General features: G+C 70.9%; 24 protein-coding genes and 1 pseudogene. 9 read left to right on the top strand and 16 right to left on the bottom strand.

What is annotated here, in order from left to right; translation table 11 throughout:
- The 5 genes and pseudogenes from CBM2586_RS17150 to CBM2586_RS17130 form a co-directional block, all read right to left on the bottom strand.
- Nucleotides 1-751 (bottom strand): annotated as a pseudogene (locus CBM2586_RS17150) (NADPH-dependent F420 reductase).
- An 86-nt stretch (nucleotides 752-837) separates the two neighbouring features.
- Nucleotides 838-1,887 (bottom strand): MBL fold metallo-hydrolase, encoded by a 1,050-nt coding sequence (locus CBM2586_RS17145; RefSeq protein WP_115691339.1) that lies wholly within the window; start codon nucleotides 1,885-1,887, stop codon nucleotides 838-840.
- A 189-nt stretch (nucleotides 1,888-2,076) separates the two neighbouring features.
- The gene (locus tag CBM2586_RS17140) at nucleotides 2,077-3,042 is read right to left on the bottom strand and encodes a Bug family tripartite tricarboxylate transporter substrate binding protein (RefSeq protein WP_115665821.1); all 966 of its coding nucleotides are present in this window, start codon (nucleotides 3,040-3,042) and stop codon (nucleotides 2,077-2,079) included.
- A 42-nt stretch (nucleotides 3,043-3,084) separates the two neighbouring features.
- Nucleotides 3,085-3,438, bottom strand: a complete 354-nt coding sequence (locus CBM2586_RS17135; protein WP_115665822.1) for an AtuA-related protein — start codon at nucleotides 3,436-3,438, stop codon at nucleotides 3,085-3,087.
- Nucleotides 3,439-3,447: 9 nt separating this feature from the next.
- Complete coding sequence (locus CBM2586_RS17130; RefSeq protein WP_115666521.1) at nucleotides 3,448-4,809, bottom strand: acyclic terpene utilization AtuA family protein; 1,362 nt, start codon at nucleotides 4,807-4,809, stop codon at nucleotides 3,448-3,450.
- Between the two features lie 124 nt (nucleotides 4,810-4,933).
- On the opposite strand from CBM2586_RS17130, the gene CBM2586_RS17125 reads away from it, so the two are divergent.
- Nucleotides 4,934-5,839 carry a LysR family transcriptional regulator gene (locus CBM2586_RS17125; RefSeq protein ID WP_115665823.1) on the top strand — a complete coding sequence of 302 codons (906 nt, stop codon included), beginning with the start codon at nucleotides 4,934-4,936 and terminating at the stop codon, nucleotides 5,837-5,839.
- 54 nt (nucleotides 5,840-5,893) lie between these two features.
- Here CBM2586_RS17125 and CBM2586_RS17120 read toward each other — a convergent pair whose 3' ends face one another.
- From CBM2586_RS17120 to CBM2586_RS17085, 8 genes are all read right to left on the bottom strand, one after another.
- Nucleotides 5,894-6,685 (bottom strand): SDR family oxidoreductase, encoded by a 792-nt coding sequence (locus CBM2586_RS17120; protein ID WP_115665824.1) that lies wholly within the window; start codon nucleotides 6,683-6,685, stop codon nucleotides 5,894-5,896.
- A gap of 48 nt (nucleotides 6,686-6,733) precedes the next feature.
- Nucleotides 6,734-7,870 (bottom strand): ABC transporter substrate-binding protein, encoded by a 1,137-nt coding sequence (locus tag CBM2586_RS17115; RefSeq protein ID WP_115688851.1) that lies wholly within the window; start codon nucleotides 7,868-7,870, stop codon nucleotides 6,734-6,736.
- A gap of 262 nt (nucleotides 7,871-8,132) precedes the next feature.
- Entirely contained in the window at nucleotides 8,133-8,645 is a 513-nt protein-coding gene (locus CBM2586_RS17110; RefSeq protein WP_115665826.1) for a DUF1269 domain-containing protein, read from the bottom strand.
- 206 nt (nucleotides 8,646-8,851) lie between these two features.
- Nucleotides 8,852-10,282: an acetate kinase gene (locus CBM2586_RS17105; RefSeq protein WP_115665827.1), complete on the bottom strand. Its 1,431-nt coding sequence runs from the start codon at nucleotides 10,280-10,282 to the stop codon at nucleotides 8,852-8,854.
- Between the two features lie 75 nt (nucleotides 10,283-10,357).
- Nucleotides 10,358-11,266, bottom strand: a complete 909-nt coding sequence (locus CBM2586_RS17100; protein WP_115666522.1) for a flagellin — start codon at nucleotides 11,264-11,266, stop codon at nucleotides 10,358-10,360.
- A 10-nt stretch (nucleotides 11,267-11,276) separates the two neighbouring features.
- Nucleotides 11,277-11,975, bottom strand: coding sequence for a C39 family peptidase (locus tag CBM2586_RS17095; RefSeq protein ID WP_115666523.1), 699 nt, complete (start codon nucleotides 11,973-11,975; stop codon nucleotides 11,277-11,279).
- The gene (locus CBM2586_RS17090; RefSeq protein WP_115688849.1) at nucleotides 11,975-12,400 is read right to left on the bottom strand and encodes a hypothetical protein; all 426 of its coding nucleotides are present in this window, start codon (nucleotides 12,398-12,400) and stop codon (nucleotides 11,975-11,977) included. The genes CBM2586_RS17095 and CBM2586_RS17090 overlap by 1 nt, the downstream gene beginning before the upstream one ends.
- Before the next feature lie 183 nt (nucleotides 12,401-12,583).
- Nucleotides 12,584-14,221: a hypothetical protein gene (locus CBM2586_RS17085; protein WP_116292606.1), complete on the bottom strand. Its 1,638-nt coding sequence runs from the start codon at nucleotides 14,219-14,221 to the stop codon at nucleotides 12,584-12,586.
- 694 nt (nucleotides 14,222-14,915) lie between these two features.
- Between CBM2586_RS17085 and CBM2586_RS17080 the strand changes: the two genes are divergently transcribed.
- From CBM2586_RS17080 to CBM2586_RS17065, 4 genes are all read left to right on the top strand, one after another.
- Complete coding sequence (locus CBM2586_RS17080) at nucleotides 14,916-15,701, top strand: GntR family transcriptional regulator (protein ID WP_115665830.1); 786 nt, start codon at nucleotides 14,916-14,918, stop codon at nucleotides 15,699-15,701.
- A 102-nt stretch (nucleotides 15,702-15,803) separates the two neighbouring features.
- On the top strand, nucleotides 15,804-16,853 hold the full coding sequence (locus CBM2586_RS17075; RefSeq protein ID WP_115688843.1) for a tripartite tricarboxylate transporter substrate binding protein: 1,050 nt from the start codon (nucleotides 15,804-15,806) through the stop codon (nucleotides 16,851-16,853).
- A complete protein-coding gene (locus tag CBM2586_RS17070; protein WP_115688841.1) occupies nucleotides 16,850-18,136 on the top strand; it encodes a 3-isopropylmalate dehydratase large subunit in 1,287 nt (428 codons plus the stop codon). Before CBM2586_RS17075 ends, CBM2586_RS17070 begins: the two co-directional genes overlap by 4 nt.
- Before the next feature lie 48 nt (nucleotides 18,137-18,184).
- Entirely contained in the window at nucleotides 18,185-18,706 is a 522-nt protein-coding gene (locus CBM2586_RS17065) for a 3-isopropylmalate dehydratase (RefSeq protein ID WP_115665833.1), read from the top strand.
- 16 nt (nucleotides 18,707-18,722) lie between these two features.
- Here CBM2586_RS17065 and CBM2586_RS17060 read toward each other — a convergent pair whose 3' ends face one another.
- Complete coding sequence (locus CBM2586_RS17060; protein ID WP_115691337.1) at nucleotides 18,723-19,409, bottom strand: phosphoribosyltransferase; 687 nt, start codon at nucleotides 19,407-19,409, stop codon at nucleotides 18,723-18,725.
- Nucleotides 19,410-19,708: 299 nt separating this feature from the next.
- Here CBM2586_RS17060 and CBM2586_RS17055 point away from each other — a divergent pair, with 299 nt between their 5' ends.
- A complete protein-coding gene (locus CBM2586_RS17055) occupies nucleotides 19,709-19,897 on the top strand; it encodes a hypothetical protein (RefSeq protein WP_115688839.1) in 189 nt (62 codons plus the stop codon).
- Here the strand turns inward: CBM2586_RS17055 and CBM2586_RS17050 are convergent.
- Entirely contained in the window at nucleotides 19,876-20,775 is a 900-nt protein-coding gene (locus CBM2586_RS17050; RefSeq protein ID WP_115688837.1) for a LysR family transcriptional regulator, read from the bottom strand. The two genes, CBM2586_RS17055 and CBM2586_RS17050, sit on opposite strands and share 22 nt — an antisense overlap.
- 174 nt (nucleotides 20,776-20,949) lie before the next feature.
- Between CBM2586_RS17050 and CBM2586_RS17045 the strand changes: the two genes are divergently transcribed.
- Both CBM2586_RS17045 and CBM2586_RS17040 read left to right on the top strand, forming a co-directional pair.
- Nucleotides 20,950-21,408 (top strand): nucleoside deaminase, encoded by a 459-nt coding sequence (locus CBM2586_RS17045; RefSeq protein WP_115688835.1) that lies wholly within the window; start codon nucleotides 20,950-20,952, stop codon nucleotides 21,406-21,408.
- Complete coding sequence (locus CBM2586_RS17040) at nucleotides 21,401-22,660, top strand: cyanate transporter (protein WP_115688833.1); 1,260 nt, start codon at nucleotides 21,401-21,403, stop codon at nucleotides 22,658-22,660. The genes CBM2586_RS17045 and CBM2586_RS17040 overlap by 8 nt, the downstream gene beginning before the upstream one ends.
- 69 nt (nucleotides 22,661-22,729) lie before the next feature.
- Here CBM2586_RS17040 and CBM2586_RS17035 read toward each other — a convergent pair whose 3' ends face one another.
- Nucleotides 22,730-22,867, bottom strand: a complete 138-nt coding sequence (locus tag CBM2586_RS17035) for a hypothetical protein (protein ID WP_172583379.1) — start codon at nucleotides 22,865-22,867, stop codon at nucleotides 22,730-22,732.
- 552 nt (nucleotides 22,868-23,419) lie between these two features.
- Between CBM2586_RS17035 and CBM2586_RS17030 the strand changes: the two genes are divergently transcribed.
- Entirely contained in the window at nucleotides 23,420-23,737 is a 318-nt protein-coding gene (locus tag CBM2586_RS17030; RefSeq protein ID WP_115665838.1) for a YXWGXW repeat-containing protein, read from the top strand.
- The last annotated feature ends 700 nt before the right edge of the window (nucleotides 23,738-24,437 follow it).

Below are 24,437 nucleotides of genomic sequence, written 5' to 3'. Positions count from 1 at the left end.
TCAGCGTTCCTCCATCTTCCGCCGGAATTCCTCGGCCGTACCCACCTGCCGGAACAGCGGCCCGCCCGGCGCAAAGCGATCGGCGCTGGCCAGCGGCCCCACCACCACCGGTTCGAAGCCCGCATCGCGCACCAGTTGCGCGGCCACCTGCAGCGCGGCCGCATCATCGCCCGCGATCGGCACCGCCACCCGCCCGCCGGGCCGGTGATGCTCGCTGGCAAACTGCCCTGCCCCCATGAAGTTGAAGGCACGCACCACGCGCGCGCCGCGCAGGTAGCGCGCAGTGGTGAGGCCGATGCCATCGCGGCGCGCCTCGTCGGCGATGGGGCCGTCGCGGTGTGCCATAGGCGTTGGTGGCATCGAGCACGATCTTGCCTTGCCAGGCCCCGGCATGGTCGCGGCTGAGTTGCGGCAGCGCGCCATAGGGGGTGGCCAGGAACAGCACGTCCGAGAACGCAATGGCCTCGGCCACGGTGCCGGCGCGCGCGAGCGTACCCAGTTCTTCTACCAGCGGCTGGAGCGCCTCCGGGTGGCGCGACGAGAACAGGACCGGGTGCCCGGCCTTGACCCACAAGCCGCCCACGGTGCCCCCGATGCGGCCGGCGCCGATCACGCCGATGCGCTGCGCCGCAGCCTCGCGGGCCGGCGCCGGGCCGGGCTGGGCGCGCACGGCGCGCGGCAGCGGTGCGGCCAGCAACAGGGCCGCGGCGCCGGCGCGCAGCCAGCGGCGGCGGGTCACATTGGCAGGCATGGCAAGTCCTCCGGCAGACCGGGCCGACGCATCCGGTACGCGCGGCGACCCTGGGATGACTCTAGGCGAAAAGCCGCCGCCCGTGGCTAACGGTCGCCGCGGATCGGGCCATATTCGGCCGGCACCCACGTATAGCCCGCGGTGTCGCGGCGCACATGGCCCAGGCCCGGGAATGGCATGTGCGCGCCGCCTACCCACAACCTGCCCTTGGCGGCCTGTTCCAGCAGGCGCTTGCGCGTGATCACGGCCTGGTGGCTGTCGACGTCGAACTCGATCGCCACCTGCGGCCGGCGCAGCTGCAACGCGTGGTTGTGCACGATGTCGCCCCACAGCAGCAGGCTGTCGTTGCCCGAGGTGAACAGATAGCCGCTGTGTCCGGGGGTATGCCCGTTGGCCGGCACCACGCGCACGCCGGCAACGGGCTCGCCGCCGGCGCCGCCATTGAAGGTGCGCAGGCGCTGCGCCGCCTGGTACGGCGCGACCGCGGCACGCGCCATGGCGAACAGGCCCTGCGCCTCCTTCGGCGCGGCGGCGGCGTTGGCATCGCTCAGCCAGTAATCGAGGTCGGCCTTGTCGACGTAGACGGTTGCGTTCGGGAACGCGGCCTTGCCGTCGCTGGCCAGGCCGCAGGCATGGTCGCCGTGCAGGTGCGTCAGCAGCACGGTATCGACCTGCTCGGGCGCATAGCCCGCGGCGCGCAGGTTCTCGCCGATGCGCCCCAGGGTGGGCCCGAAGCAGCCCGCCGCGCCGGTGTCGACCAGCACCAGGCGGTTGCCGGTATGGATCAGGTAGGCGTTGACCGCGGTCTGCATGCCCGGCGTCGAGGCCACGAACATGCGCGCCAGCAGGCTCTGCAATTCGCGCGCGCTGGTGTACTTGAACAGCTTGGGGTCCAGGTCGATGTAGCCGTCATAGAGCGCGGTGACTTCCAGCTGGCCGACCATCATGCGGTAGTAGCCCGGCACCTGGGTCTTCTGCTGCGCCGGCGGCGCGGCGGTCTGCGCGCTGGCCACGCCGGCGGCCAGCGCGACACTACCCATGGCGATGGCGATGACGGCGCGCGATACGGCCCGGCGCAGCGCCGGACGCCGGCACCGGCTGAAGGTGGCATGGCGCACCACGGACTGCAGCTTCATATCCTGTTCCTTGTTCTGGTTGGTGTTGTCGAGGAAAAGGCCGCCGCCGCAACGGCGCGCGGCCAGCACGCATCTTAGCCGCGCCTTGCCAGACAAGGGCGCAAGCGGCAAAGCGTACCTACTTCTGCGTAAAAAAACGGGGCCATGTGGCCCCGTTTTCCATGCATGGGAGCTTGCGCCGCCCGGTGTTCACTCCGGCTGGATATTCGCCGCCTTGATGATGCGGCCCCACTTGCCGGACTCCTGCGACTGGAACTTCGCCAGCTCCGCGGGCGTGCTGGTGAAGACCTCGGTGCCGGTGGACTTGTAGAAGCCGGCGGCGGTCTCGCTGCGCGCGGCCTTCACCATCATCGCGTTGAGTTTGGCCACCACCGGCTGCGGCGTACCCGCCGGCGCGTAGGCGGCGAACCAGTAGCTCATCTCGTAGCCCTTGACGCCGGCTTCATCGATGGTCGGCACTTCCGGCGCCAGCGGCGAGCGCGCCTTGCCCGACACGCCCAGCGCGCGCAGCTTGCCGCTCTTGACCTGCGGCAGGCCGGTGGCGGTGTCGGTGATCATCATCTGGATCTGGTTGCCGAGCAGGTCGGTGATGGCGAGCGGATTGCTCTTGTACGGCACGTGCAGCAGCTGCACCTGCGCCATCTGCTGGAACAGCTCGCCGGCAATGCGCGACGACGAGCTGCCGCTGCCAAAGCTGAGCTTGCCCGGCTGCTGCCGCGCCAGCGCGATGAACTCGCCCACGGTCCTGGCCGGCACCTGCGGGTTCACCACCATGATCTGGCCGCCGCGTCCCAGCGCCGTGATCGGCGCGTAGTCCTTGACCGGGTCGTAGGGCAGCTTCTTGAAGAGGTGCTCGTTGGCCGCATGCGTGGTGTTGGTGCTGATCAGCACGGTGTAGCCGTCCGGCGCCGCCTTGGCCACGTCGGACGCGGCGATGAAGCCGTTGGCGCCGGGCTTGTTGTCGACCACCACGGTGACCTTGCTGTCCACCGTGATGGCCTGGCCAATCGCGCGCGCAAGCTGGTCGGTGGCGCTGCCGGCGGCAAACGGCACCACGAAGCGGATCGGCTTGTCGGGAAACTCGGCCCAGGCCTGGCCCGCGGGCAGGATCAGCGCGAGCGCGGCAACGGCCACTGGCTTGAAGAACGGATGCATGGAAGTCTCCTGTCGAAATCGTTATCGTTGAAGGCAAGGGTTTCAGGGCTGGTCCGGCGCCCCCGGCGCGAGCCGCGGCGGCAGCGGGATCTCGAGCTGCAGCAGGCGGAACGACAGCGCCTTGCCGTGGGTGTCCAGATTGAGCGCATCGTTGACGCCGCCATCGAGCACGCCGTCGAGGACGAAGTTCATCGCGTGCAGCGACGGCACCAGGTAGCGCGTGACCGCCGCCGGCCGGCGCTCGCGAAACAGCGCACGCACCGCGTCTTCGGTCACGTGCGCGACCAGGTGGTCGAAGTCGCGCGGGTCATAGGCGATCACGCTGATGTTGGAACGGTCGCCCTTGTCGCCGGTGCGGCCATGGGCGAACTGGTAGAGCGCGGCGGTAGCGGACATGGCGGGCTCCTAGTCGATGAAGGTGTGGGTGGGCGTGACCGCGGCGCGCGGCACCAGGCACGACACCGCGTTCAGCCGTGCGCGCTGCGCCGTGCGCACGCCGCCGCCGCCGGCAGGGCCGCAGGTATAGAGCGCATTGACCTCGCGCTGCAGCGCCTGTGCCACGGTCAGGTCGTCATGCGCCAGCGCGGCGCGCAGGCGCACATCCTGCGCCTGCGCCTCGTGCGGCTGGGGCTGCGCGAGCATGGCGCCGGCATCGTCGGCGAGCACGCTGAGCACGCCGATCAGGTCGAAGCGCAGCGGCGCGTCGTGGCCCAGCATCCGCATGCGCCGGCGCAGGATGTCGGCGGCCAGCCGCGCGCGCGCCGCGGCGTTGGGGCCGGCGTAGGAGATCTCGCCCTCGGCCAGCCAGCCGCCGTGGCTGAACACATTGGCCTTGAGCTGCGCCGGGCGCGGGTGGCCGCGCACGTTGCGCACGGACACGCGGTCCGGGCCCAGCTGCGCCACGGTGACGGCGCCGATGTCGGCCACCACGTCCGGCGTCAGGTAGGCGCACGGGTCGTGGACCTCGTACAGCAGCTGCTCCTTGACCGTGCGCAGGTCGACGCAGCCGCCGGTATCGGCGGCCTTGAAAATCTCGATGCAGCCGTCGGCATCGAGCCGCGCGATCGGAAAACCCAGCGCGTGCACGTCCGGCACCTCCTTGCGGCCCGGGTCGGCAAAATAGCCGCCGGTGACCTGCGCCCCGCATTCGAGCAGGTGCCCGGCCATGGTGGCGGCGGCAAGCCGGTCCCAGTCGTCCCAGGCCCAGCCGAAGTGCGCCATCGCCGGCCCCAGCGCCAGCGCCGGGTCCGCCACGCGCCCGCACACCACCACCTGGGCTCCGGCGGCGAGCGCGTCGGCAATGCCTTGCGCGCCGATATAGGCGTTGGCGCAGACAAAGCGTTCGGCGTCGAAGGCCTCGCCCAGGATGCCGTGCAGGCGCGCGCGCCCGGCCTCGTCGGACAGGTCATCGCCCTCCACCACCGCCACGCGCGGCGCGGCCAGGCCCAGTTCGCCGGCCAGTTGCAGCACGCGCCGCGCCGCCGCGCGCGGATTGGCCGCGCCGAAATTGCCGACGATGGCAATGCGGTGCTGCAGGCACAGCCCGAGCACCGGCGCCAGCAGCGCATCGAGCAGCGGCTCGTAGCCCTGCGCGGGATCGTTGCGCCGCGCCAGCTGCGCCAGCGCCAGCGTGCGCTCGGCCAGGGTCTCGAAGATCAGTGCCGCCGGCTGCGCCGCGGCGATCAGGGTGCGCACCACCGGCAGCGCGGCATCGGTACGGTCGCCGGAGAAGCCGGCGCCGGAGCCGATCAGCAAGGGAGCAGTCATGGTCGAGGGAGGCATCGGAAGCCAGGGTTGGGCAGGTCGGTCTCATTCTAGGGTGGGCGGGCCCAGCCAAAAAATGGATTATTTGGATTAATCTATCGACTTCCTGGATATATCTGCCGGGGCCATGAACCTGTCGGTCAAGCACCTGCGCGCCTTCGTGGCGCTGGCGACCTACCGCAATTTCACGCGCGCGGCGCGGGCCTGCCACCTGTCGCAGTCGGCCTTCAGCGCGCTGGTGCAGACGCTGGAAGAGCAGGCCGGCAGCCGGCTGTTCGAACGCACCACGCGGCATGTGGAGCTGAGCACGGACGGCGTGCGCTTCGAGCAGACCGCGCGCCGGCTGCTGGCCGATTTCGAGACCGCGTTCGAAGATTTGCGCGCGCACGCGGAGCGGCGCAAGGGCCGGGTCTCGATCGCGGCGCTGCCCTCGCTCGCCGGCGGCGACCTGCCGCCGCTGCTGGCGCAGTTTCGCGCGTGCTATCCGGGCATCGTGCTGGAACTGTTCGACCAGCTTGCCGATGGCTGCATCGAGCTGGTGCGGCAGGGCCGCGCCGACTTTGCGCTGGCACCGGCGCCGGCGCAGGACGATGACCTGCGCGTCGAGCCGCTGGTGCGCGACACCTTCCACCTGGTGTGCCCGGCGGACCATGCGCTGGCGCGCAAGCGGCGCATTACGCCGGAGATGCTGGCGGGGCTGCCGTTCATCCAGCTGTCGCGCACGACCAGCGTGCGCCAGCACCTGGACGCCGCGCTGCATCCGCTGCGCCTGGCCAGCGTGATGGAGGTGGAGCACCTGGCTACCGTGGCGGCGCTGGTGCAGGCGGGGCTGGGCATCAGCGCGGTGCCGTCACTGGCGCTGTTCCAGTTCCGGCGCGAAGGGCTGGCGATCCGGCCGCTGCAGCTGCCGTCGCTGGTGCGCGATATCTGCCTGGTGCGGCTGAAAGACCGCGGCGATTCGGCCGCCGCCGCCGCGATGATCGAGGCGCTGCAGGCGTTCTACCGCGGCGGCAAGCCCCCCGCGCGGCGCTGAGGCGCGGGCAGGATCGGCACGCAGAATTGGGTACGCTCCGGCCTGGCCGGCGCGTCAGAAGTGCCCGAGATAGCCGCCGTCGACCGCCAGCACCTGCCCGGTGACATACGACGCCGCCGGCGATGCCAGGAACACCACCGCGCCCGCCACCTCGTGCGGCTGGCCCCAGCGGCCCAGCGAGGTGCGCTGGCGCAGCCACTCGGCCACGCTCTGGTCCTCGACCATGGGCTGGTTCGGCTCGGTGGCGAAATAGCCGGGGGCGATCGCGTTGACGGTGACGCCGTGGCGGCCCAGGTCGGCGGCCATGGCGCGCGTGAGCGCGTCGAGCCCGCCCTTGGTGGCGGGATAGAGCACGTCGCCGGCGCGCGCCACCTGGCCCGCGATCGAGCTGACATTGACGATGCGCCCGTAGCCGCCGTGGCGCATGCGCTGCGCGGCCAGCCGGCACAGCGCGTAGGGCGCCACCAGGTTGGTCTCGAGCATGGCGCGCAGGTCGCCGGCATCGAGCTGCGCCATGTTGCTGCGGTTGCGCGCGCCGGCATTGTTCACCAGGATGTCGAGCCGGCCCGGCCCGGCATCGATGCGGTCGAAGGCCGCCGCCACCGCGGCCTCGTCGGTGATGTCGAGCACCAGCGCCTCGGCGCTGCCGCCGCGCGCCGCCAGCGCGGCGACGGCCTCGCGCACGCGCGGCGCATTTCGCGCCGCCACCAGCACATGGGCACCGGCATCGGCCAGCCCGGCGGCGATAGCCAGGCCCAGGCCCTGCGCGCCGCCGGTCACCAGCGCCACGCGGCCATGCAGCGCGAACGGGGTACGGGAATCGGGGGAGGGGATCGGAGTAGCCATGCCGGCGACTATACCGCAGCGGCCGGCCCCGGGGCCCGCGGCCGCGCGCTAGCGGATCAGCTTGCCGGTGGACGACACGATCGACATTTCCACGAACGACGAGCCGGTGTGCCGCGCGGCGCTGTAGCTGATCAGGATGCCGCCGAGATCATAGTCGCGCATGCCCTCCAGCGCCGCGACCAGCCGCTCGCGGGTCGGCTCGGGTCCGGCGCGGCGCAGGCCTTCGACCAGCACCTTGGCCGACATGAAGCCCTCCATGCCGGCGTTGGACAGCTCCACGCCCTGCTGCTTCGCCAGGCTGCGGTATTCGCTGGCCAGCGTCATCTGGCTGGAGTTGGTGCCCGGCACCACCTGCGTGATGATCAGCCCGCGCGCGTCGTCGCCGAGTTCGCGGATAAAGGCATCGGCGGCATTGTTGGACAGCGTGACGAACTGCGCCTCGCTGCCGGCGCGGCGCAGCTCGCGGATGACGCGCGCCGCCTCGGAACCCGAGCCGATCACCAGCACCGCCTGCGGGTTGGCCTTGTGCATGGTCGCCACGCCCTGGGTGATGTCGCCCATCGGCCGGGCGAAATTGACCATGGCCGCGGGCTGCACGCCGCGCGCCTGCAGCGCACCGTGGTAGCCCTCCAGCACGTCCTTGCCGAAGCCGTCGTTGGCGTAGAAGATGCCGATGCGGCTCATTCCCGACGTCGCCAGGTGGTTGATCGCGCGCGCCACTTCGTCCTGGTACTTGGCGCGCACGTTGAACACGTAGCGGTTCACCGGCCGGTGCAGCGTGATGGCGCCGGTGAGCGGCGCGATCAGCGGTACCTTCTGCGCGGCGATGATGGGCAGGATGCTTTCGTTCTGCGGCGTGCCGCGCACCATGAAGAGCGCGAACACCTTGTCTTCGTCGAGCAGCTTGCGCACATTGTCGGGCGTGCGTTTGGCATCGAAGCCGTCATCGTAGGTGACCAGTTCGATGCGCCGCCCGGCGACGCCGCCATTGGCGTTGACCGTGCGCAGGTACACCTGCGCGCCGGCGATCTGCTCCTTGACCGATCCCGCCACCGGCCCGGTGATGCCGGCCGACTGGCCGATGCGGATGGTGTTGCGGGTCACGCCCGGTTCCGCCAGGGCCGCCTGCGCGGCCCAGCCCAGCGTGGCGGCCAGCAGGCCGCACGCGATCCATTTTGCCTTCATTGTCTCGACCCCTCCGCCTGGACGGCTGCTTTCGTTGTTCTGTGGCAGCGCCGGGCAAGGCCCGCGCGCCGTCACGCAAGGTACCGCATGCGTCCGACGTGGGCAAACCGGGAAAACAGGGGTGTTGCAGCGGCATCACACCGGAACCTGAGCGGTTCCGGTGGGGCCGGGTGCCGGCGGCAGGCGCGCCGGAGCGCGCCGCGCGGGCGCGCGCAGAGAGAGATGCGGCGCCGCGTGGCGCCAGCCGGCGGCAGGCGCCGGATCAGGGGAACGCCGGCACGGCCGGATCGACGCCGGCGAAGCTGGCTTCCGGGTGCGCGTTGCGCAGCAGGGTTTCGACTTCCTCGACGCGGGTGCGCGGCACGTCGACCATCAGCAGGATCTTGCCCGCCTCGATGTCTTTCTCGAACGCGCGCAGCCGGCTGTTGGGCGCGGAACTGCCGATCATGCTTGCGGCCCAGGCCCCGAACACCGCGCCCAGCACCGCCAGCACGCCGACCAGTCCCCACTGCGGGGTGTCGCTGACGATCGGGAACATCGCCACCACCACACCGGCCACCACGCCCACGCCGCCGCCGACCATCAGGCCCATTTCGGCCGCATGGACGATGTCGGAAGTCTGGAACAGGTTGGCTTCATGCAGGCCGGTCATGTCGGCACCGTCGCGCGCCACGAAGTGGATGTGGCTGTTCTCGACGCGGGCCAGCAGCAGGTCATCCATGGTGCGTCTGGCACTCGCCAGGTCGGGCAACAACCAGAAGATGCGTTTGCGCATGTCTCTCTCCTTGTTCAGGCCGCACCACCGGTGAGGTTGAGGCTGGTCGGAAAAAGTACCGCTGGCGGCGCGGGGTTATTTCTTTGTACGCCGTTCATGGGGCCAGCGCAAGGCGCGTTTCGGCACTGGCGCACGGTGCCGGCGGATGTGATGCGCACGCGTGCCCCGCGCGGGCGGGGCACGCGTCACCTCTGGCCCGACGGCCTTCAGAAAGTGATCGGCAGGCGCACATTGACCTGCAGGTCGGGCGTGTCGCGCGTCAGCCCGGCGCCCACCGAAAGGTTCAGCGTATAGCGGTTGTTGAAGCGGTACGAATACCCCACCAGCAAGGTGCCCTGCGTCAGGCGCACCGAGCCGGGCACGGTCATGCCGTTCTGCTTGGTCGGCCAGATGATGGCCTGGTCGTAGCCGATACTGAACGACGCCTTCTCGTTGAGCGACAGCCCCATGCCGAAGCTGAACTCGAAGATGTCGCCCGGCGCGATCTTGCCCAGGTTCTCCTTCTCGCCGTTCAGCACGGTGCGGCTGACGTTGTCGCGGGAAAAGTTGTGCAGGTAGCTGAAGGTGCCGAAGAACACCGCCGGATCGGTCGGCAGCAGCCAGGTGATGCCGGGCTGGATCGCGTGGAAGCCGGTGCCGGTGGGCAGCCCGAGCGGCAGGCCGGTGCCGGTGGCATTGCCCACGCAGCGCGTCACGCAATCGGTGACCACCTCGAAAGGATCCTTGCCGGTGTTGGACTTGTAGCGCAGCCAGCCGACGAAATACGGGATCCGCTCATTGCCGTAGTTGAGCTGGTAGCGCACCGTGGCCTCGATATCGCCCATGCCCTTGCCGCTGGCATTGAACACGTTGTCGACGGCGGTGCCGGTGAACACCTCGCGGCTGATGGTCGAGCCCGAGGTCTGCACGTACGGCACCTTGGCCTCGATCTCGAACCGCTTGGTGACGCCGTAGCGCAGCGCGATCGATTCGATATAGGTCGAGGTCTTGACCTCGCGCACATCGATCAGGCCGATCAGGAGGGCGGGAATGATCGAGTAACCCACCAGCGCGACGCGGTTGTTCGACGAGTAGCCGTACTGGAAGCCCGGCTCGACCACCAGCTTGCCCTCGGCGGTGAGCACCCCGGGCTGGTCGATCAGCGGTGCCACCTCGGGCGGGCGCCGGTCGGTCTCGGGCGGACGGCCGACGGGCTCTTCCACGGCCACCGTCTGCGGGCTGGCCGACTCGCCCTGCTGCGCCCCGGGCTGCGGCGCCTGCGCCATGACCTGCTGCGGACTGCTAGCCAGCCCCGGCGCGCCCTGCGTGGCACTGGCGGCCGCTGCCGCGGTGGCGGCATTGGTGGCGTTGTCGGCCGGCATCACGCCGGGCCCGGTGCGCTGTCCGCCGCGCTTGGTGGCCAGCACCTCGGTGCCGATCACGCTGCGCAGTTCACGGATCACTGCCTCCTGCTCGGCCAGCGCGCGCTTCATGGCATCGAGCTGGCTGGCCTGTTCGGCGAGCTCCCTCTGCAGTGATTCCAGTCCGGCCGCGGGTGACCCCGCCTCCGGCGGCGTCTGGGCTTGCGCCAGTCCGCCGAGCAACAGCAACGTCGAGCATCCCGCATTGCGGATGCCCTGCATCGACCGCTTCTTCATCACGTCTTCCTCCCCCGGACGGCAGGCTGTCTTGCAGGAGCCTGCGACCTGTACTGCCTGCTACCTCGCTAACGGCTATCTCATGCTTGCGGCCCGCAGCAGCGCCTGGTTCAGCGCCGTGTTGGCCAGTTGCGACCGGAAGGCCTGCAGCGTATTGACGCTTGCGTCGATTGTCATCAGGCTCCGGATGCTCTGGTTGTTCAGCGTGTTCTGGATCACGGTCACCGGCGTTCCCGCCAGAGCTCCCACCGACGCGGCATTGCCCGGGCCGTTCTGGATCACGTTGAGCAATCCGTTGGTGATGACCTGGCCGGTGGCGGTACTCACGGCTGTCGCCGGCAGGCCCGCCGCACCTGCGGCACCCGCGGCGCCGGCGGTCCCGGCGCTGGCAGAGGCACCACCATTGGCCGCTGCCGCCGCCGTGCCGCCCGCCTGCGCACCACCCGCAGCCGATGCCGCCGCGCCGGTGCCATTGGCATGCATCGCCGCGGCGGCGTCGGCCGTGACCGGGTTGCCCGCCAGCGCGTTGGCAACCGCGGCATTGGTGCTGGCCACAATGGAGGGCCCCAGCGTCGCGGCGAGCCGCGCGGCCTGGTCGGCAGTGATGCGGCTGACGTCCGGGATGTTAATGCTGGTAGCAACCACCAGGTCGCCGTTGATGTACACCGCACGTTCGATACCGAACGAAACCTGCAGCCCGGGCATCTCGAAGCCGCCGCGCATGTCGTCGAGCTTGTCATGGGCCACCGGTTTCCAGCCGGCCATGCTGCCGCGCGCGGCAGCCACCGGGTGGGAGTCGACGCGCTCGCGCGCGGCCATGGCTGCCTGCGACGGCGGCGCCGAGGGATCGGTCGCCGCGGGCTGCGGCGGCATGCCGGCCTGTGCCGTGCCGGCGTACGCCAGGCCGGCGCCCAGCACCATCGCCGCGGCCGCTGCGGCGGCGCTGCGTGGCACGGCCGGGCCCGGCAAGCAAATCTGCAACATGATGCGTTCCTCAAAAATCTCCGGCGCCATGGCGGGGCATGACCGTGAAGAACAGGTTGTCCCGGTTGACGCCCATCCAGTAAGGACCGCTGGGCGCGACGCGCCAGTCCGCGGCGAGATTGAAGCGCGCGCGCTCGGTGCGGTTGTGGATCACGAACAGCAGCTGGCTGTCCCAGATGCGCTCGAACTGTTCGCGCGACATGGCCCGCGTGCCGCGCGCCGGATCGCCGACCAGCACGCGGTTGCCCTGCACGCCCTTGACCACCACGAAATGGTGGTAGCCGTTCTCCACGATCAGCACGATCGCCGGCACCTGCGTTTCTTCCAGCTTGGACAGCGGCAGCTCGAAGCCATCCGCCTCATAGCCCAGCGCCGCCAGGAAGCGCTTCATGTCCAGCAGCGAGAACCCTTCGGCGCGGATCTTCTGCTGGTCGCCGTTGAGGTACATGTTCTGGAACACGGTGGCCTCGTTGATCGGATGGCCGTACTGGTATGTCAGCAGCGTGGCCACCGCGGCCGAGCCGCAGCTGAAGTCGAACTGCTGGCGGATGGTGGACTTGAAGCGCGCCTCGCGCAGGCTGGTGACCCTGACGCTGTAGGGTTCGCCGACCGGGCCGTAGATCGGAACGTCGGCGGCCTGCACGCCGGGCACGTGCGCCGTCGCCAGCAGCCAGGACACGCACGCCAGCAGGATTCGCAGCGGCTTCATCATTTGAACTGGACGTTGACGATGGTGGCGTTCTGGATCAGTACGTTCGATCCCGAGTTCTGGATCGCGGTGGGAATCCCCGCCGCATTCGAGAACGCGCCATCCGTGATGTGGTTGGTGCCGGACAAGGTGTTGACCGCGGCGTTGTCGGCCACGGTGCCGTGCAGGCGCATATCGTTGACGGTGACTTCCGCACCGCCGCGGACGTCATCCAGCCGCGACACGGGCACGGCCCTGGCCGCGCCGGCGAACAGCGCGGCCGGCGCTGGCGCCGGTGCGGCCACCGCCGCGGTGGCCGCGGCAGCGTCTGCACGCGCGGCGGCCATGGCGGCCTCCAGCCCTGGCGGCTCCGCGCGGGCCTGCAATGCTGGCCAGGCGAGTAATGCCGCGGCGCAGGCGCCGACGGCGAAGCGGACCGGTTGCATGGTGTTTCCCCCCCTGCCGGTGCGCCGACTCTCTCCTGTCGGCTGCATGGCAACTTGGCTTGCGTAGGTAAGACAGGGCCCGGGCGCCCGCACACAGGATGCGGGCGCCGGTCCTGCCGGCATGACTGCGAAACCGCCGGCCGGGTCCCGGGGCAAGCCCGGGACCCGGCCGCGTTGCGCGTCTTACCTGCCGCCCACGTTGAGGTTGGCCTGCACGTTCACGCTTTGCTGCACCAGCGAGGCCACGCCGCTGTTCTGGCTGGCCATCATGATGCCCGCCGCCGTCTGACCGACGCTGGTCATGGTGTTGGACATGTTGAAGGTGCCTGCGTCGACCAGGTTGTAGCCGCCGTTGCCGCCGCTGCCGCCCAGGCCGCCGTTGCCGACGCCGCCGGCGCCACCGGTACCGCCGGTCGCTGCACCGCCGCTGCCGCCGCTGCCGCCGCTGCCGCCGTTGCCGCCGTTGCCGCCATTGCCGCCGTTACCCGCGGAGTTGCTGCCGTTCGTGGCCACGCTGGTAGCCGCGCCCGAGTTGGCCGCCGCGCCGGCACCGCCCGCGCCGCCGACGCTGCTCTGCCCGCCGCCGGCACCGCCGGTCGCCGTGCCCGTGCCAGCCGTTGCCGTCGAGCCAGCCCCGCTGGTGCCGCCAGCACCGCCAGTGCCGCTGCCGGCGCCACCGGTGGCGACCGCGCCGGAACTGCCGGCACCGCCGGTACCGCCGGTCGCACCCGCGCCGCCGCCCGTGCCCGTGCCCGCGCCCGCCGTGTTAGTACCGGCCGCCCCGGAACCGCCACCGGCGCCGCCGGCACCGCCAGCGTCCGCGCCGCGGCCGTTGGCATCGCCGCCGCTGCCGCCCGAGCCGCCGGCTGAACCGGCCAGCCCACCCAGCGCACCGCTGGCACCCAGGCCGCCGCCGCCGATTGCGCCAGCGCCGCCGCCGCGACCGCCCGCGCCAAGCGAAGCGCTCAGGGCACCGCCGCCCTTGCCATAGGCATCGCCGCCACTGCCGCCCGTGCTGCCAGCCGCGCTCAGTGCGCTGCCGCCGCGGCCATAGGCGCCGCCGCCATCGCCAGCGCGACCGAGCGCCGCGCCGCCATCGCCACCGTCACCGCCAATGGCGCGGCCGCTGGTAGCATCACCGGCGCGCGCACCGCCGTTGTAGGCGAACGACTTGGCGCCGACTGCACCGGCTGCGCCGACCGCACCGGCCGCGCCGGCCGCACCGGATCCGCCGCTGCCGCCAGCGCCGGTACCGCCCTGACCGCCTTGACCGCCCTTGCCGCCGAAGCCGGTGCCGCCGTTGGCATTGCCGAAGTTCTTGGCCACGTTACCGATGTTGGCGACGGTGTTGCCGGTGACCTGGCCGCTAAGCTTGCTGACCGCGATCGCCTTGCTGGTGTTGAAGGAATTGGCGATGCTAGACGAGGCATTGCCTGCGTTGGCGGCGGCATTGCCCAGCCCGCCCTGGTCCAGCGTCAGGCGGGTGCGGTTGTCGGAGTTGGTCTTGCTCTTGTTGTTGGAGTTGGTGCGGTTGTTGGAGTCATTGGTCGACTTGTCGACCACAACCGTCGCTGTGCGGTTGTTGGAGTTGGTCTGAGACTTGTCGACGTCGATGGTGGTGGTGCGGGTGCTGGTGCTGTGATCGGAGTTGTCCTGGTTGGACGTCGAGTTCTCATTGGCGAGAGACCCGGCGCCGCGTTGGGTTGAATTGGCGGTGGCTGACTGATGGTTCCAGCCGTCCGTGTTGTTATTGGTCGGGTTACCCCACGCCGAACCAGCAAAGGCGAGGGCAATCGCCGACGCCAGAAGTGTCTTGTTCATACGATGCTCCCAGGAGGATTTCACAGTCACAGCGGCTCTGCTCCTAACCGGCACTCATCGACGAGCGCACGGCCGGAGGTTCAGGTCGGGCTTGCTGCCAAACCAGCCTGCCCTGCGCATAATCGGTGCCAGCTTCGTCACCCGAGGCGGCAAGTCCTTGTATTACAAGGGCCACCTGGCGTTGCGGCAGGGGTTTTGGCCGATGTTTTGCCGGATCAACATGGCCCCGCCTGATGTGCGGCCGGGGACATGTCACATTGCTGTGACAGAGGGGTCCCATGGGGTTGGTGGGATCCTCCGGGGGGAGCCAAGAAAGCCTTGTTTTTCAAGGGTTTGCGGCGCCTGCTCGGGATTTGCCCTGATGCTGCGACCGCGTTTCGGCGGTGAAACATGGGACCGGGGGTGCCGCCGCCGCCGCCCATGTGAGCCGGCCCACATTGCCGCCTTGACGCAACGCTGGCGGCTTGCGCAAGTGTGCGCCGAGGCCATGGCCGCGCGCCGGCCGCCGGCCGGCACGCCGCCGGCGCAACCGGGCGAATCCGTCCCGATGGGTCGCCGCGCCTTGGCGCAGCGTCGCAGCGGTGCAAGGCCCTTGTCGCGAAAACCCCTCAGCGTTTATCCTCGCTAGGTCCTATGTCTGATTTAAAGTACATTAGAGGCATTACAGACTTGTCATCTCTCCACAAGGGAAACCATGAGTGAAGCCGTCGTTCCCCTGTATCACCAGATTTACGTGGTGCTGCGCCAGCAGATCGTCGAAGGCCGCTTCGGCCAGGGTCCCTTGCCCGGGGAGATCGACCTTGCCAAGCAGTTCCACGCCTCGCGCGTGACCATGCGGCGCGTGTTCGACCGGCTGGTGCAGGAAGGACTGGTGCGCCGCCACCGCGGGCTGGGCACCTTCGTCAATCCGCATCCGGTGCGCCCGGCCGCGGCCGGCGGCGAGGAACGCGGCACCAGCCTGCTCGACAACATCATCGACATGGGCCAGAAGACCTCGGTCAAGGTGATCTCGATCGACGAAGTCCATGCCACGCCCGATGTCGCCGACTCGCTGCAGATCGAGGCGGGCGACCCGGTGGTAAAGATCGTGCGGGTGCGCCACTACCGCAACCGTCCGCTGTCGCACATCACGGTCTACCTGCCGGCGACGCTGGGCCGGCCGCTCACGCGCCAGGCGCTGGAAGAGACCCCGGTGCTGCGCCTGCTGGAAGCGGGCGGCGTCAAGCTCGGCCGTGCCAGCCAGGTGCTGTCGGCCCGGCTGGCCGACGTGGTGGTGGCGCCGCTGCTGGATGTGCCGGTCGGTGGCGCGCTGCTGGCGGTGCGCCGCGTGGTCAAGGACCAGTCCGGGCGCCCGGTGCAGCTGCTGCTGGGCCAGTACCGCCCCGACCGCTACGAATACCGGATGGAACTGTCGCCGGCCGGTGTCGACAGTGCCAACGTCTGGGTCGAGAGCGAGACCCGCCCGGGCCTGCGCGACTGACGCCACGGGAGTTGCCCCGTGCTTGCGTTGCCGCGAGTGCGCCGGACCCCGTTCCGCGCCATACTGCGCATCCCTGATCACATCGAGCGAGGAGCCGCCGCCATGCCTGAGTCCCGTCCGTCCAGCCCGACCCGCCTGCCTTCGATGCCGCGCCGCGCCATGATGCGGCGCCTCGCCACGCTCGGCACGCTGGCCGCCTGCGCGCTGGCGCTGCCGCTGCCGGCGGCGGCGCAGGCACAAAACCAGCCGCAGGCGCAGCTTGCCGGCGGCAAGCCGATCCGGATCCTGGTGGGCGCGCCGGCCGGCGGCACCACCGACACGCTGGCGCGCACCATCGCCCAGGAGATGTCGCAGGAGCTGGGCCAGCCCGTGGTGGTCGAGAACCGCCCCGGCGCCGGCGGCAATATCGCCGCGGACCTGGTCGCCAAGAGCGCGCCGGACGGCAGCACGCTGCTGATGAGCTTCACCAGCCATACCATCAACGCCACGCTGTACAAGAAGCTGCCGTTCGACCCGGTGCAGGACTTCACGCCGATCACGCTGGTCGCTACCGTGCCGAGCGTGCTGGTGGCCACGCCCCGGCTGGCGGCCAACAACGTGCCCGAGCTGATCCGCCTGGCGCGCTCGGAGCCGGGCAAGCTGAACTTCGCCATCGGCTCGGTCGGCTCGTCGCTGCACATGGCTGGCGACATGTTCAAGATGATGACCGGCACCTACATCGTCAACATCCCGTACAAGGGCACCTCGCCGGCGCTGACCGACGTGCTGGCGGGCCAGTGCGACCTGATGTTCGCCAGCACCATCAACGTGCTGCCGCACGTGCGCGCGGGCAAGCTCAAGGTGCTGGGCGTGACCAGCCCCGCGCCGCTGCCGCAGTTCCCGGGCGCGGCGCCGATCGGCAATACCGTCAAGGGCTTCGAGTCGAGTGCGTGGTTCGGGCTGTTCGGGCCGGCCGGCATGTCGCACGACACCACCCAGGCGCTGTACCAGGCCGCGCGCAAGGGGCTGGAGTCTCCCGCGGTGCGCAAGCGCCTGGAGAACGACGGCGCGCAGCCGATGGGCACGCCGCCCGAGGCCTTCGCTGCCTTCGTCAAGCAGGACGTCAAGCGCTGGGCCGGCGTGGTCAGGTACTCGGGAGCGTCGCCGGAATGAGCGCCCTTCCCGCCACGCTCGCGCAGAAGCTGGTGGCGCGCGCCGCCGGGCTGGCCCATGCCGAACCCGGCACCGTGGTGATCTGCCAGGTCGACCTGGCGATGTCGCACGACTCCAGCGGCCCGCGCCGCGTGGCGCCGCTGCTGCAGGAGCTTGGCACCGGAGTCTGGGACCCGTCGCGCTATGTGGTAGTGACCGACCATTTCGTGCCCGGCGGCGACGCCCAGGCTGAATCGATCCTGCGCTTCACGCGCGACTGGACGCGCCAGGCCGGCGCGCACTTCATCGACGCCGAGGGCATCTGCCACGTGGTGCTGCCCGAGCGCGGCCATGTGCTGCCGGGCCGCCTGATCGTCGGCGGCGACAGCCACAGCCCCACGGGGGGCGCCTTCGGCGCGTACATGTTCGGCGTGGGCGCGACCGAGATGGCCGGCGTGCTCGCCACCGGCGAGATCTGGCTGCGGGTGCCGGACACCATCCGGCTGCAATGGGACGGACAGCTCGCGCCCGGGGTCTGCGCCAAGGACATGATGCTGTTCCTGTGCGCCACGCTGGGCATGGGCGGTGGGCGCTACCAGGCGCTCGAATACACCGGCGGCGCCGTCACCGCGCTGCCGATGCAGGAGCGCATGACGCTCACCAACATGAGCACCGAACTCGGCGCGCAGACCGGGCTGGTGGCGCCCGACGCGGTCACGCTGGACTGGCTGGCTCAGGCCGGCGTGCCGGCGCCGACGCTGGCCGCCATCGATCTGGACCACTGGCGCAGCGATGCCGGCGCGCCGGTGCTGGCCACGCACCGCTTCGACGCCGCCGCGCTGGCACCGCAAGTGGCCGCGCCGCACTCGCCCGCCAACAGCGCGCCGGTCGACCAGGCCGCCGGCGAGGCGGTGCAGATTGCCTACCTGGGCGCCTGCACCGGCGCCAAGCTGGAAGACCTGCGCATGGCCGCGCGCGTGCTGCGCGGGCGCCGCGTCGCGGCCGGCGTAACGCTGCAGGTGGCGCCGGCCTCGCGCCGCGACCAGTTGCAGGCGGAGCAGGAAGGCACGCTCGGCATCCTCGCCGACGCCGGCGCGATGCTGCTGCCCAATGCCTGCGGCGCCTGCGCGGGCTATGGCGCGGCGCGCTTCCCGGCTGGCAGCCGCGCCATTGCCTCGACCGCGCGCAATTTCTCGGGCCGCATGGGCGACGCCGGCAGCGCGGTGTGGCTCGGCTCGCCGATGACGGTGGCCGCCAGCGCCGTCACCGGCCGCATCACCGATCCGCGCTCGCTGCTGGAGTAACGCGCGGCCCCCACCTCGTGCCCGCCGCCGGCGGGACAGAATTCCCGCATGACCTCTGCCCTCGCCCCCGCCCCTGCCGGCCGCCTCTGGCGCTTCGGCGACAACATCGACACCGATGCCATGGCCCCCGCCGTGCTGATGAAAGCGCCGCTGCCGGTGCTGGCCCGACATTGCCTGGCCTCGCTGCGCCCGGAGTTTCCCGACAGCGTGCGCCCCGGCGACGTGCTGGTGGCGGGAGCCAACTTCGGCATCGGCTCCTCGCGCGAGCAGGCGCCGCAGGCGCTGCGGGAACTGGGGGTGGGCGCGGTGGTGGCGCAATCGTTCGGCGGGCTGTTCTATCGCAACGCCATCAACCTGGGCCTGCCGGTGCTGGTCTGCGCCGACACCAGCCGACTGGCCGACGGCGCGCACGCGGTGCTGGACCTGGACACCGCGCAGTTGCGGCTGGACGACGGCAGCGAGATTGCGTGCGAACCGATCCCGGCGTTCCTGCGCGCCATCCTGGCCGCCGGCGGGCTGGTGCCGCACCTGAAGGCGCGCCTGGCGCGCGAACGCGGCCGCCAGGACTGAATCCCGGCGCGGCCGCTCAGGCCGCGGGCGGCGTGCGCAGCAGCGCCAGCGCCTCTTCGTCGCTGGTCTGGCTGAAATCGAGGTAGAACGCGCCGACCGCGCCGAAGCTGGGCGGCGTGTTCAGGCAGATCACCTCGTCGGCGGCCGCGGCCAGGCTGGCCAGCCCGTCCTGCGAGCCCACCGGGGTGGCGGCGATCACGCGCGCCGCGCCGGCCATGCGCACGCCTTCGAGCGCGGCGCGCATGGTGGCGCCGGTGGCCACGCCGTCATCGACCACGATCACCACGCGTCCGGCGCGGGCTGGCACCGGCTTGCCGCCGCGGTAGCGCTGCTGGCGCCGGGCGATCTCGTCGAGCTGGCGCCCGCGCTCGGCATCGAAGCTGCCGCTGTCGACGGCGCGGCGGGCCCAGGGGTCATCATTGACCACCGTATGCGGTCCGCCACCGCTGGCATCGCCCTCCACCACCGCGCCCAGCGCCAGTTCCGGGTAGCCGAGCGCGCCGATCTTGCGCACCAGCAGCACGTCGAGCTGCCCGTCCAGCGCGCGCGCCACCTCGAACGCCACCGGCACGCCGCCGCGCGGCAACGCCAGCACCAGCGGCGGCTGGCCCAGCTGCGCGGCGCCCAGGCCCAGCCCCGCCAGGTGGCGGCCAAGGTATTGGCCGGCCTCGCGGCGGTCGGCAAAGCACGGGGGCAGGGACATGGCGGCTTCCATGGGGAGAAGGGACCGCCAGCGCCGGCGGTCCCTCCGCCCAATATAGACCCTGGCGCTGCCGGCGGCGGCGGCTCGCGGGCCACATCCCGGGCGAGCCGGCGCGATTGCGCGCCACGGCGGGCCCCACCAGGGGCGCCATTGGGCGCGCTCGTGCAACAGTGTGTTGAGGCCGGGGTGGCTGACTTCGCCGCAGCGCAGCATTACGATGGCCGCTGGCGCTGACAACGCCGGACCGCCCTTGCCGGGCAGGGCACCATGCCCGCCCGGCCGACCGCATGAGCCCTGACATGACCACGCCCTCCCCCGCCCGCGCCGCGACGGCGCATCTCCAAGCCGACGCCACGGCAGACCTTTCCCCGCTCGCCGCCCCCGACATTCCGTTCGGTTCGCTCGAAGCCGCCGCCATGGCCGAGCTGCCCTACACCTTCCGCCCGGCCGGCAGCTGCGCCCGCTACTACAACGAGTTCTTCGGCTGAAGTCCGGGCGGCGCGCCCGCCGCCATCACGGTCTCGCACAGCGCGGCCAGCCGCGCCGCCATGTCGCGCGCCGCGGCCGGCAGGTCCGGCTGCGCGTGCAGGCTCAGTTCGACATCCGGCACCGCGGCCGGCCAGCCGTGCTCCAGCACGGTGTGATGCGCCGTGGCCAGGCGCCGCGGCAGCAGCGTCACGCCCAGGCCGTCGGCCACCGCCGCCAGGATGCTGGCCAGGCTGGCGCTGACAAAGGCCACGCGCCAGCGCCGGCCGCCGGCGTCGAGCGCGTGCGTCATCTCGCCGCGATACAGGCCGCCCACCGGGAACGCCACCAGCGGCACCGGGTCGCGTGCCACCGCCGGGCGGCTGCGGCTGTCGATCCAGCACAGCGGCTCCGGCCAGCTGGCCAGGCCCTGGGCCTGGCCGGTGCGCTGCTTGACCAGCACCAGGTCCAGCTCGCGGTCCTGGAAGCGCTGCCACAGTTCGTGGCTCATGCCGCTGGTCACCTCCAGCCGCATGCCCGGCCAGTCATCGGCAAACCCGGCCAGCACCGGCGTCAGCGGCCGCGCGGCAAAGTCCTCGGGCACGCCCAGCCGGATTTCGCCCTGGCCCGCGCTCTGGCGCAGCTGCCCGACCGCCTCCGCCATCAATTGCTGCAGCCGGCGCGCATAGCCCAGCAGGCGTTCGCCTTCCGGCGTGGTGGTGACATAGCGCCCGCCGCGGTCCAGCAGCACGCAGCCCAGCTGCTCCTCCAGGCGGCGCACCTGCTGGCTGACGGTGGACTGGGTCAGGTGCACGCGCTGGGCGGCACGGGTAAAGCTGCCGCTCTCGGCGACGGCGACAAAGCTCTGCAGCAGCACGGGGTCGAGACGGAGATCCTGCATGGCGGCGTATCCATTGATTTTTCCACTGCCAGCGATTTCATCATTTAATTTCCCGATTACCAAGCCCAGGCGTAGAGTTTCGGCACGATGCCCCGGCCTGCCGGGCGCCATCGTCCCGACTCCAGGCACCATGCCGCGTTGCACCCGAGCATGTACCCACTTTTTCTGCCAACCATGACCACTCACCAGGAATTCATGCGCGAGGCGGTGCGCCTCGCGGTGGCCAACCGCGACCGCGGCGCGCGCCCGTTCGGCGCCGTGCTGGTGCTCGACGGCGAAACCGTCGCCACCGGCGTCAACGACATCGTCCACAGCCACGACCCCACCACCCATGCCGAGATGGAGGCGGTGCGCGCCGCCGCGCGCAAGCTGGGCCGCCTCGACCTGCGCGGCAGCGTGGTCTATGCCAGCGGCCATCCGTGCCCGATGTGCCTGGCGGCGATGACCATGGCCGGGGTGCAGGCGGTCTACTACGCCTTCGACAACCACGATGCCGCGCCCTACGGCATGTCGAGCGAGGCGGCCTACCAGGCGCTGCGCCTGCCGCTCGACCCGCCGCCGCTGCCGCTCACGCGGGTGCCGGTCGAGCTGTCCGCCGCGCAGCTCTACGGCATGCGAGCGCGCCGTGGCTGAAGGCGCGCGCCCGGTGCCGCCGCGCTGGCTGGTGCTGGCGGCCGTGGCCGGCATCGGCCTGAACCTGCGGCCGTTCCTGACCGCGGTCGGGCCGCTCGCGCCGGCCATCCGCGGCGGCACCGGCCTGAGCTACCAGGGCATGGCGTGGCTGACGCTGCTGCCGATGCTGCTGATGGGAGTGGGCGCGTTCTTCGGCCCGGCGCTGCGGGCGCGGCTGGGCGCGCGCACCGCGGTGCTGGGCGCGCTGGCCTTGCTCGGCGCCGGCTGCGCGCTGCGGCTGGGCGTGGCCGGCGGGACCTGGCTGATCGCCTCGGCGGCGCTGTGCGGGCTGGGCGTGGCGGTAGTGCAGGCGGCGTGCCCGGGCCTGGTCAAGCAGGAGTTCCCGGCGCGCGTGGCACCGGTGATGGGCCTGTATTCGGCGGCGTTGATGGGCGGCGGCGCGCTGGGCGCGCAGCTGTCGCCCTATGTGACCGAACTTGCCGGCAGCTGGCGCGAGGCGCTGGCGCTGTGGGCCGTGCCCGCGCTGGCGGCGCTGGCACTGGCGTGGGTGGCGCTGCCGCGCGGCCCGGCGCGCGCGCCGGCACTGGTCCCGGCGGCGTGGTCCGGCGGTCCGGCCGTGGTTGCCGGCAAGACCCGCGCCTTGCTGCGGCGTCCGCGCACCTGGCTGCTGATGATCAGCTTCGGCGTGATGAATGGCGGCTATGCCTCGCTGGTGGCGTGGCTGGCGCCGTTCTACCAGAGCCATGGCTGGAGTGCGCCGGCCAGCGGCTCGCTGGTGGCGCTGATGGCAGTGGCGCAGGCCGCCGCGGCGCTGCTGCTGCCGGCGCTGGCGGCGCGCCGCCTGGACCGGCGCGCGTGGATGGGGCTGGCGCTGGCCCTGCAGGTCGCCGGCTTCGCCGGGCTGGCGCTGTGGCCGGACGCCGCCCCGCACGCCTGGGCCGTGATCGGCGGTGCGGGCCTGGGCGGCTGCTTCGCGCTCTACCTGGTGGTGGCGCTGGACCACCTGCCCGATCCTGACAGCGCCGGCGCGCTGAGCGCGGTGATGCAGGGCGGCGGCTTTCTGCTGGCGTCGCTGGCACCGTGGATCACCGCCATGCTGCAGGCGCGCACCGGCAGCTTCGCCGCGGGCTGGTGGTACCACCTGGCGTGTGCGGCGGTGGTCGGCGTGCTGACCATGCGGCTGGACCCGGCGCGCTACGGCGCCTCCTTTGCGTTGCCGGCGCCCGCCGGCTGCGCGCGGCAGGCCGGATGAAACCGGCCTGGCCGCACTGACCGCGCAAGGCTGATACCAGTCTGGCGTCAGCCGGCGCAAGCGCCCGGCTCAGCGCGCCGGCGCGGCCTCCACCACGGCCGTGGCATCCGCCGGCGCCGGCGCCTGCGGCAGTGCAAACAATGCCGCGGCGGGCGGCGACAGGCCCTGCAGCCATTGCAAGGCAAGCACGATAAGCATGACCGGCATGGCGCCTCCTTCCCGCATACGTGGCCACTTCCCATTGGTATAGCCCATCGCACCCGGGCAGCGCCCGAGGTCGACGCGCCGTTGCCACTGCGTACCCTTTTCTGCGTGGGTGCCGGGGCGGCCGGAACCTTCCAGCGACCACGCCGGGCGCGCCCGCCTTGCAAGATTTATTTCCCATGTAACGTCACATTACCTTCGCCGCCGCGCCCGTGCACCGCTCGCCGGGCCCGTCGTTCTGGCCGCGAAGCGTTGGCCGGCAAGGGTTTCCGGTGGGCATGCGAGCCCCGCGGGGGCTTGCTGGTGCCGTCACCGCATGTGAGACAGGCTTACAAGTGCAAGCGCGCAGCGCGGCGGCGGGCCGCTACATTGAGGCCGTGTCCAACGCGATCCCGCCAGGAGCCAAGATGAAACGAGCCCTCTCCCTGGTGGTGCTGCTGTCCACCGCCGCCGCACTGCTTTCCGCCTGCATCGTGGTGCCCCCGCGCGGCGGCCCGCCGCCGCGCCACCACCATCATCACTACTGATTCCGCCACCGCCCAAAGGAGCCATCCCATGAAACGCCAACTCCTGCTTGCTGCAGCCGTCCTTGCCACCGGCGGCGCCTTCGGTCTCACCGCCCCCGCCGAAGCCCACCAGGCGCCGGTCGCCCATGGCTACGGCCATCCGCCCCCGCCGCCGCGCTACGAGCCGCACCCGGCCGGGCGCCGCGGCCAGGTCTGGGTGCCGGGCCACTGGGAAGCCCGCGGCGGAAACTACGCCTGGCGCGGCGGCTACTGGCAGCCGCAGCGCGTGGGCTACCGCTATGTACCCGAGCGCTGGGTACGCGGCCCGCACGGCTGGGTCATGCGCCCGGGCCGCTGGGTCCGCTGAGCCGGGCGGCCGGCGCTATCATCCCGCAGCCGGCCTGCCCCCCACCGATGGGTGGTGGCAAGCCCGGCGCGGCCGGTGCCGCCGGCGCCGCAACGTTCATCCATGGTGGTAACCGCGCCTCATCCAGAAGCACTAGACCATGTGCGCGAAGGGCCGGCAAATCTGCCGAATTGATTTCGCAACCAACATTTCCGGAGCGCGTTTCATAATTGGAGCAGCGCGGCTGACGATGCTTTTCGGACACCCCTCAATGGGGTTATAAAATCGCCATATCCGGCCCAAGGATAATAGAATCTGTTTCAGATTTGCAACCAATTAAATTCTGTATGTCACATCGGTGAAACCACTGGGAATGGCTCCAGCGCGGCGTTTCAGGAACCTGCCGGGGATAATTACGAAATATTTGAAAGGATTATGAAGGTCCTTTCATTCCCTCCTTCATTCCAACCCTGACCCGCTGGCTTGCATTCCCCTCCCCCAACCCATAAGATGAATTCCAACTGATTTAGGAGTAAGCAGCACCTGGGTTCGGGTTTCGAGGTCATCCTTCCAGTCATGGGCAAGTTCCAGCCACAACAACGGAACCGCCCGGCATGGAAGCATGGGGGTCAGCCACAGAGCCAGCCACCAGTCACCATTCGCGGTGACGGCGGTCCTGTCACGTCTTCCATACGCAAAGTGCCCCGCAGTCCGCCCCCGG

This window comes from Cupriavidus taiwanensis (genome assembly GCF_900250115.1).
GTDB classification, from domain to species: Bacteria; Pseudomonadota; Gammaproteobacteria; order Burkholderiales; family Burkholderiaceae; genus Cupriavidus; species Cupriavidus taiwanensis_B.
Note: the sequence above shows the minus strand (reverse complement) of the source record. Positions and strands in the feature narration are given on the sequence as shown.

What these genes read in the sequence shown, in the direction of transcription:
- CBM2586_RS17110 (WP_115665826.1), bottom strand. Translation starts at nt 8,645, where the DNA reads ATGCGCAAACGCATCTTCTGGTTGTTGCCCGACCTGGCGAGTGCCAGA.
- CBM2586_RS17035 (WP_172583379.1), bottom strand. Translation starts at nt 22,867, where the DNA reads ATGCCGGTCATGCTTATCGTGCTTGCCTTGCAATGGCTGCAGGGCCTG.
- CBM2586_RS17085 (WP_116292606.1), bottom strand. Translation starts at nt 14,221, where the DNA reads ATGAACAAGACACTTCTGGCGTCGGCGATTGCCCTCGCCTTTGCTGGT.
- CBM2586_RS17050 (WP_115688837.1), bottom strand. Translation starts at nt 20,775, where the DNA reads ATGCAGGATCTCCGTCTCGACCCCGTGCTGCTGCAGAGCTTTGTCGCC.
- CBM2586_RS17130 (WP_115666521.1), bottom strand. Translation starts at nt 4,809, where the DNA reads ATGACTGCTCCCTTGCTGATCGGCTCCGGCGCCGGCTTCTCCGGCGAC.
- CBM2586_RS17125 (WP_115665823.1), top strand. Translation starts at nt 4,934, where the DNA reads ATGAACCTGTCGGTCAAGCACCTGCGCGCCTTCGTGGCGCTGGCGACC.
- CBM2586_RS17065 (WP_115665833.1), top strand. Translation starts at nt 18,185, where the DNA reads ATGACCTCTGCCCTCGCCCCCGCCCCTGCCGGCCGCCTCTGGCGCTTC.
- CBM2586_RS17055 (WP_115688839.1), top strand. Translation starts at nt 19,709, where the DNA reads ATGACCACGCCCTCCCCCGCCCGCGCCGCGACGGCGCATCTCCAAGCC.
- CBM2586_RS17145 (WP_115691339.1), bottom strand. Translation starts at nt 1,887, where the DNA reads ATGAAGCTGCAGTCCGTGGTGCGCCATGCCACCTTCAGCCGGTGCCGG.
- CBM2586_RS17105 (WP_115665827.1), bottom strand. Translation starts at nt 10,282, where the DNA reads ATGAAGAAGCGGTCGATGCAGGGCATCCGCAATGCGGGATGCTCGACG.
- CBM2586_RS17075 (WP_115688843.1), top strand. Translation starts at nt 15,804, where the DNA reads ATGCCTGAGTCCCGTCCGTCCAGCCCGACCCGCCTGCCTTCGATGCCG.
- CBM2586_RS17045 (WP_115688835.1), top strand. Translation starts at nt 20,950, where the DNA reads ATGACCACTCACCAGGAATTCATGCGCGAGGCGGTGCGCCTCGCGGTG.
- CBM2586_RS17070 (WP_115688841.1), top strand. Translation starts at nt 16,850, where the DNA reads ATGAGCGCCCTTCCCGCCACGCTCGCGCAGAAGCTGGTGGCGCGCGCC.
- CBM2586_RS17090 (WP_115688849.1), bottom strand. Translation starts at nt 12,400, where the DNA reads ATGCAACCGGTCCGCTTCGCCGTCGGCGCCTGCGCCGCGGCATTACTC.
- CBM2586_RS17100 (WP_115666522.1), bottom strand. Translation starts at nt 11,266, where the DNA reads ATGTTGCAGATTTGCTTGCCGGGCCCGGCCGTGCCACGCAGCGCCGCC.
- CBM2586_RS17095 (WP_115666523.1), bottom strand. Translation starts at nt 11,975, where the DNA reads ATGAAGCCGCTGCGAATCCTGCTGGCGTGCGTGTCCTGGCTGCTGGCG.
- CBM2586_RS17115 (WP_115688851.1), bottom strand. Translation starts at nt 7,870, where the DNA reads ATGAAGGCAAAATGGATCGCGTGCGGCCTGCTGGCCGCCACGCTGGGC.
- CBM2586_RS17030 (WP_115665838.1), top strand. Translation starts at nt 23,420, where the DNA reads ATGAAACGCCAACTCCTGCTTGCTGCAGCCGTCCTTGCCACCGGCGGC.
- CBM2586_RS17135 (WP_115665822.1), bottom strand. Translation starts at nt 3,438, where the DNA reads ATGTCCGCTACCGCCGCGCTCTACCAGTTCGCCCATGGCCGCACCGGC.
- CBM2586_RS17120 (WP_115665824.1), bottom strand. Translation starts at nt 6,685, where the DNA reads ATGGCTACTCCGATCCCCTCCCCCGATTCCCGTACCCCGTTCGCGCTG.
- CBM2586_RS17140 (WP_115665821.1), bottom strand. Translation starts at nt 3,042, where the DNA reads ATGCATCCGTTCTTCAAGCCAGTGGCCGTTGCCGCGCTCGCGCTGATC.
- CBM2586_RS17060 (WP_115691337.1), bottom strand. Translation starts at nt 19,409, where the DNA reads ATGTCCCTGCCCCCGTGCTTTGCCGACCGCCGCGAGGCCGGCCAATAC.
- CBM2586_RS17080 (WP_115665830.1), top strand. Translation starts at nt 14,916, where the DNA reads ATGAGTGAAGCCGTCGTTCCCCTGTATCACCAGATTTACGTGGTGCTG.